This window comes from Pseudomonas sp. NPDC008258, from assembly GCF_042956345.1.
Classification (GTDB): domain Bacteria; phylum Pseudomonadota; class Gammaproteobacteria; order Pseudomonadales; family Pseudomonadaceae; genus Aquipseudomonas.
Map to the genome: position 1 here is coordinate 112,601 of NZ_JBIBGE010000019.1, position 6,234 is coordinate 118,834.

Here is a 6,234-nt window from a genome sequence, read left to right on the forward strand (position 1 = left end):
CGCAGCGTGCGCAGCAAATCTCGTGAAATAAACCACACCTTGGTGTTAGCGCCAAGGTGCAGTCGTCACCGGGTTGGCCACAGCCGTTTCGCCGCCGCGGTAATGGCCGAGTTTTTCCAGGGTTTGCAGGCGCGCCCGCGCCCGGTAGGCGTATTCGTTGCCCGGGTACTTCTGGATCAGGTACTGATAGGTCTGCGCGGCATCCACGTACAGCGCCTGGCGCTCCAGGCACTGGCCACGCAGCAGCGACACCTCGGGGTGGATGAACGGCCGCGAGCGGCTGGTACGGTCGACCTGCGACAGCTCCAGCATCACCCGGGCGCAATCGCCACGGTCATAGGCGCGGTAGGCATTGTTCAGGTGGTGGTCCATGGACCAGCGGGTGCAGCCGACGGCGCTGGCCGCCAGGGCGAAAACGATCAGGGCTCGCATGGGGATCTCCTTTGATGCCTGTGTATCGGCCAACGCCAACAAATCTTCACAGGGTTTTGCAAGGATACCCTGCCCGTTCAAATGCCACCCTGCCTTGGTCGCAGGTAGTGCAACGGAACAATGACTACAGCGAGATTCAGGAGTAGCCTTTCGCTGCGCTTCACTATAGGAGTCTGTGCATGAGCATCCGCCGTACCAAAATCGTCGCCACCCTTGGCCCCGCCAGCAACTCGCCGGAAGTGATCGAACAGCTGATCCTCGCGGGCCTGGACGTGGCACGCCTGAACTTCTCCCACGGCACGCCGGACGAACACAAGGCCCGCGCGCGCCTGATCCGCGACATCGCCGCCAAGAATGGCCGCCATGTTGCACTGCTGGGCGACCTGCAGGGTCCGAAGATCCGCATCGCCAAGTTCGCCAACAAGCGCATCGAATTGAAGATTGGTGACAAGTTCACCTTCTCCACCGCCCACCCGCTGACCGAAGGCAACCAGGACATCGTCGGTATCGACTACCCGGACCTGGTCAAGGACTGCGGCGTCGGTGACGAACTGCTGCTCGATGATGGCCGTGTGGTCATGCGCGTCGAAACCGCCACCGCAGATGCCCTGCACTGCGTGGTGATCATCGGCGGCCCGCTGTCCGACCATAAAGGCATCAACCGTAAAGGTGGCGGCCTGACCGCACCGGCCCTGACCGAGAAAGACAAGGCCGACATCAAGCTGGCAGCGGAAATGGACCTGGACTACCTGGCCGTTTCGTTCCCGCGTGACGCCAGCGACATGGAATACGCACGCAAGCTGCGTGACGAGTCCGGCGGCAGCGCCTGGCTGGTGGCCAAGATCGAACGCGCCGAAGCGGTTGCCGACGACGAGACCCTCGACAAGCTGATCCTCGCCTCTGACGCCGTCATGGTTGCCCGTGGCGACCTGGGTGTGGAAATCGGCGACGCCGAGCTGATCGCCATCCAGAAGAAGATCATCCAGCACGCCCGCCGCAATAACAAGGCGGTGATCGTGGCGACCCAGATGATGGAGTCGATGATCCAGAACCCGATGCCGACCCGTGCCGAAGTGTCCGATGTGGCCAACGCCGTGCTGGACAACACCGACGCGGTGATGCTGTCGGCTGAAAGTGCTGCTGGCTCGTACCCGATCGAAGCCGTACAGGCCATGGCGCGTATCTGCTCGGGCGCCGAAAAGCACCCGACCAGCCAGAAGTCCAGCCACCGCCTGCACACCACCTTCGAGCGCTGCGACGAAAGCATCGCCCTGGCAGCCATGTACACCGCCAACCACTTCCCGGGCGTGAAGGCGATCATCGCCCTGACCGAAAGCGGCTACACCCCGCTGATCATGTCGCGCCTGCGCTCGCACGTGCCGATTTTCGCCCTGTCGCCACACCGCGCAACCCAGGCTCGCGCAAACATGTTCCGCGGCGTGTACCCGATCGCCTTCGACCCGGCCTCGCTGCCGGCCGACAAGGTGAGCCAGGCAGCGGTCGACGAACTGCTCAAGCGTGGCCTGGTGGAGCAAGGTGACTGGGTGATCCTGACCAAGGGTGACAGCTACCACACCATCGGTGGCACCAACGGGATGAAGATCCTGCACGTTGGTGATCCGCTGGTCGGCTGACCTACCCCGGGGGCCGCTTTGCGGCCCAATCGCCGGCAAGCCAGCTCCCACAGGGACCACGCAGGCTCAGGTCTGATGCAATCCTGTGGGAGCTGGCTTGCCGGCGATGAGGCCAGCCCAGGCAACCCAAATGCCTCAGGCATGTTCAGCGAACACATCAGCAAACACCTGCCCCCGCGGCACCCCGGCAATGAACAGCCGCCGGGCAAACCGCTCCACACTCCCAGGCGCCCCGCATACCAGCGCCACCGTCTGCCGCGAAGACGGCCGCAACCCCGCCAGCGCTTCATCCATCTGCTCTGCCAGCACCAGCTCGACCTGCACGCCCTGCAGTTGCATCAGTGGTTCAGCCAGATAGTGCCCGGCGCTGTCCCGCGCTACATGCAGCACCCGAATCTCGCCGCGATGCCCCTGTCGCACAGCCTCACGCAAGATGCCCCACAACGGCGCAAGCCCGGTTCCGGCCGCCAGCAGCCAGAGCGGCCGGTCCTGCCAGTCCAGGTCGTAATGCAAGGCACCACCCCTGAATTCACCCAGGCGCAGCACATCTGCTACCTGTAAACCCCGAACCTTGTCGCAAAAGGCGCCAGGGCGCCGGCAATCGATGTGAAACTCCAGGAAGTCATCTTCCCCCGGCAGGCTGGCCAGGGAATAAGGCCGCGCTACCGAACCATGCCACACCACCACATGCTGCCCCGCCTGGTAACGCACCGGCCGCTCGGGCCGTAGCCGTACACGCAACACGTCACCGAACCAGTCCAGCGCGCAGACATGCGCCGGCATACCATCGCGCTGCGGGTCGAACAGCGCCACATTCAAGTCCTCGACCACCCGGCACTGGCAGGCCAGGCGCCAGCCCAGGGCATGCTTGTCCAGTGCCAAGGCCTCGGGCAAGGCATCCAGCGGTTGCCCGGCCAGGCAATGCACCAGGCAGGCATGGCAACTGCCGGCACGGCAGCTGTAGGGCACATTGAGCCCGGCATCATTCAAGGCGTCGAGCAGGTTGCTGCCGGTCGGCACCGCCCAGCGGCGCTCGCCCACGCAAAGTTCGGGCATGGTCGGTCTTTCTCCACAAATCACAGTCCACTTTAAGCCAAGCGCGCTACGGCAGCAAAAAGGATGCCCAACCACTGCCGACCATGGTCCAGACCGGCCGCAGGTGTGCCCGGCACGGATGCGCGCTATACTGCCGCGCCTTTTTCCGTCGGCCTGACCTGCCGGCGCCTTGCAAGGCGCTTCGACATGCTGGTCGGCACCGTCGATGCGTCTTTTTGAATGTTCCCGTCTTTAAGAGGAGCGCGCTGCATGACCGTGATCAAGCAAGACGACCTGATTCAGAGCGTCGCCGACGCCCTGCAATTCATTTCGTACTACCACCCCGTCGATTTCATCCAGGCCATGCACGAGGCCTATCTGCGTGAAGAGTCGCCCGCTGCACGCGATTCCATCGCCCAGATCCTGATCAACTCGCGCATGTGCGCCACCGGCCACCGCCCGATCTGCCAGGACACCGGTATCGTTACCGTGTTCGTGCGCGTGGGCATGGACGTGCGCTGGGACGGCGCCACCCTGAGCGTCGACGACATGATCAACGAAGGTGTGCGTCGCGCCTACAACCTGCCGGAAAACGTCCTGCGCGCTTCGATCCTGGCCGACCCGGCCGGTGCCCGCAAAAACACCAAGGACAACACCCCGGCGGTCATCCACTACTCCATCGTCCCAGGTGACAAGGTTGAAGTGGACGTGGCTGCCAAAGGTGGCGGTTCCGAGAACAAGTCGAAGATGGCCATGCTCAACCCGTCCGACTCGATCGTCGACTGGGTGCTGAAGACCGTTCCGACCATGGGCGCTGGCTGGTGCCCGCCTGGCATGCTCGGCATCGGCATCGGCGGTACCGCCGAGAAAGCCGCCGTCATGGCCAAGGAAGTGTTGATGGAATCCATCGACATCCATGAACTGAAAGCCCGTGGCCCGCAGAACCGCCTGGAAGAAATCCGCCTGGAGCTGTTCGAGAAGGTCAACCAGCTCGGCATCGGCGCCCAGGGCCTGGGTGGCCTGACCACCGTGCTCGACGTCAAGATCATGGACTACCCGACCCACGCCGCGTCGCTGCCGGTGTGCATGATCCCTAACTGCGCAGCCACCCGTCACGCCCACTTCGTGCTCGATGGTTCGGGCCCGGCCGAGCTGGAAGCGCCGTCGCTGGACGCCTACCCGGAAATCGTCTGGGAAGCCGGCCCAAGCGCCCGTCGCGTCAACCTCGACGACATCACCCCGGAAGAAGTCGCCAGCTGGAAGCCGGGCGAAACCATCCTGCTCAACGGCAAGATGCTGACCGGCCGCGATGCCGCGCACAAGCGTATGGTCGAAATGCTCAACCGCGGCGAATCGCTGCCGGTGGACCTGAAAGGCCGCTTCATCTACTACGTTGGCCCGGTCGACCCGGTCGGTGACGAAGTGGTAGGCCCGGCTGGCCCGACCACCGCTACCCGCATGGACAAGTTCACCCGCCAGATCCTCGAACAAACCGGCCTGCTGGGCATGATCGGCAAGTCCGAGCGTGGCCCGACTGCCATCGAAGCGATCAAGGACAACAAAGCCGTGTACCTGATGGCCGTGGGTGGCGCTGCCTACCTGGTAGCCCAGGCCATCCGCAAGTCGAAGGTTCTGGCCTTCGCCGAGCTGGGCATGGAAGCGATCTACGAGTTCGAGGTCAAGGACATGCCGGTGACCGTTGCCGTGGACAGCAACGGTGAGTCGGTACACATCACTGGCCCTGCCCTGTGGCAGAGCAAGATTGCCGAAAGCCTGGCAGTCGAAGTGAAGTAAACCTGATGTAACAACAGCGGCCCCAACAGGGGCCGTTTTTGTTTTCACAGGATCAAGCTGGCAGTTCCTTGGTCCAGAACGACATGATCTTTTCCGAGCTTTCCTGCGCGTCCAGGTCACGCCAGGCGTAACGGGTGCGCAGGGATGGGTCATGCAGGAAGCCGCGGTTGCGCCAGAAGCCCTGCAGCGGTTTGTAGTCCGCAGGCCGCAGCGGATGCACGCCGGGGCGCTCCACGGCGCAGAACGCGCAGTAATCGAACTCGGCCAGTTTGTGCGCGTAGGACTCGCGCTCGATGAAGAAGCGAACCCCCAGGCCCTGACCGCGATATTCCGGCAGCACCAGCGACTCACCGAAGTAATAAACAGCGGCCGGGTCGCGCCCATGGGCCAGAAACGGCTGCTGGAATTCGGGTGCAACATCCACCAGCGGCAGGCCCGTGGAGGCCCCCACCAGCTTGCCATCGTCCAGTGCCAGCACTACCAGGCTGCGCCCGGAGCGGGCATAGGTGGCAAGGTAACTGGCCTCGTACTCAGGGGTGCCATCGTAAAGGAAGGGAAACTCGCGGAACACTGTCAGGCGCAGGCGAACGAGGTCATCGATGTAGGGCGCGATAGCGGCGCCGTGCAACAGGCGTATTTCCATGCTTGGCGGTCGTTTTGTCGATGTGGATGACGCGCTCGGCTAAGCCGGGCTTGAGGGGAAACCCTATCATCCGGCGCAACGACCCGCCTTTTCCCTACACGACAGGTATTGTTCCATGACCGCTACCGAACTGGTAAATGCTTACTACGCCGCGCTCAACGCCGGCGACATGCCGGGCTTTCTCGCCCTGCTCAGCGAGGATGTGATCCACGACATCAACCAGGGCGAGCGGCAGATGGGCAAGGCCCGGTTTGCGGCGTTCATGGACAAGATGAACCGCTGCTACCGCGAACGCCTGGCCGACATCGTGGTGATGCAAAACGCCGATGGCAGCCGTGCGGCGGCGGAGTTCACGGTGCAGGGTGAATACCTGGCGGATGACGAAGGGTTGCCGGCGGCCAAGGGGCAAACCTACGTGCTGCCGGCGGGGGCTTTCTTTTACATCCACTGCGGCAAGATTGCCCGGGTGACCAACTACTACAACCTCAATGACTGGGTTGAGCAGGTAAGTTAAGCCTGTACCGGCCTCTTCGCGGGCACGCCCGCTCCCACAGGTTCAGCACACATTTCAAAACCTGCGCAATCCCCGTGGGAGCGGGCGTGCCCGCGGTACAAACCGGAGACATCGTTTACATTCCAAACCGGGGACATGGTTTACAGGCTAATACGCATGATCAGGAGGTATCTGATCATGCC

6 protein-coding genes are annotated in these 6,234 nt (G+C 63.2%); 3 read left to right on the plus strand and 3 right to left on the minus strand.

Going from position 1 to position 6,234, the window contains the following annotated elements; translation table 11 throughout:
* Positions 1–45: 45 nt before the first annotated feature.
* Complete coding sequence (locus ACFY9W_RS16940; RefSeq protein WP_391132216.1) at positions 46–432, minus strand: tol-pal system YbgF family protein; 387 nt, start codon at positions 430–432, stop codon at positions 46–48.
* Between the two features lie 179 nt (positions 433–611).
* Here ACFY9W_RS16940 and pyk point away from each other — a divergent pair, with 179 nt between their 5' ends.
* Positions 612–2,066: a pyruvate kinase gene (gene pyk / locus ACFY9W_RS16945; protein ID WP_110742660.1), complete on the plus strand. Its 1,455-nt coding sequence runs from the start codon at positions 612–614 to the stop codon at positions 2,064–2,066.
* A 135-nt stretch (positions 2,067–2,201) separates the two neighbouring features.
* Here the strand turns inward: pyk and ACFY9W_RS16950 are convergent, their stop codons facing one another.
* Positions 2,202–3,122 (minus strand): iron-sulfur-binding ferredoxin reductase, encoded by a 921-nt coding sequence (locus ACFY9W_RS16950; RefSeq protein WP_391132219.1) that lies wholly within the window; start codon positions 3,120–3,122, stop codon positions 2,202–2,204.
* Positions 3,123–3,371: 249 nt separating this feature from the next.
* Here ACFY9W_RS16950 and ACFY9W_RS16955 point away from each other — a divergent pair, with 249 nt between their 5' ends.
* Complete coding sequence (locus ACFY9W_RS16955; protein ID WP_391132221.1) at positions 3,372–4,895, plus strand: FumA C-terminus/TtdB family hydratase beta subunit; 1,524 nt, start codon at positions 3,372–3,374, stop codon at positions 4,893–4,895.
* A 52-nt stretch (positions 4,896–4,947) separates the two neighbouring features.
* Here the strand turns inward: ACFY9W_RS16955 and ACFY9W_RS16960 are convergent, their stop codons facing one another.
* Positions 4,948–5,538 carry a GNAT family N-acetyltransferase gene (locus ACFY9W_RS16960; protein ID WP_391132223.1) on the minus strand — a complete coding sequence of 197 codons (591 nt, stop codon included), beginning with the start codon at positions 5,536–5,538 and terminating at the stop codon, positions 4,948–4,950.
* A gap of 115 nt (positions 5,539–5,653) precedes the next feature.
* Here ACFY9W_RS16960 and ACFY9W_RS16965 point away from each other — a divergent pair, with 115 nt between their 5' ends.
* Positions 5,654–6,052, plus strand: a complete 399-nt coding sequence (locus ACFY9W_RS16965; RefSeq protein ID WP_391132225.1) for a ketosteroid isomerase-related protein — start codon at positions 5,654–5,656, stop codon at positions 6,050–6,052.
* Positions 6,053–6,234 lie beyond the last annotated feature (182 nt).

Excerpts from the sequence above, each read along its gene's own strand:
- ACFY9W_RS16940 (WP_391132216.1), bottom strand. The coding sequence starts at position 432 with ATGCGAGCCCTGATCGTTTTCGCCCTGGCGGCCAGCGCCGTCGGCTGC.
- pyk (WP_110742660.1), top strand. The coding sequence starts at position 612 with ATGAGCATCCGCCGTACCAAAATCGTCGCCACCCTTGGCCCCGCCAGC.
- ACFY9W_RS16950 (WP_391132219.1), bottom strand. The coding sequence starts at position 3,122 with ATGCCCGAACTTTGCGTGGGCGAGCGCCGCTGGGCGGTGCCGACCGGC.
- ACFY9W_RS16955 (WP_391132221.1), top strand. The coding sequence starts at position 3,372 with ATGACCGTGATCAAGCAAGACGACCTGATTCAGAGCGTCGCCGACGCC.
- ACFY9W_RS16960 (WP_391132223.1), bottom strand. The coding sequence starts at position 5,538 with ATGGAAATACGCCTGTTGCACGGCGCCGCTATCGCGCCCTACATCGAT.
- ACFY9W_RS16965 (WP_391132225.1), top strand. The coding sequence starts at position 5,654 with ATGACCGCTACCGAACTGGTAAATGCTTACTACGCCGCGCTCAACGCC.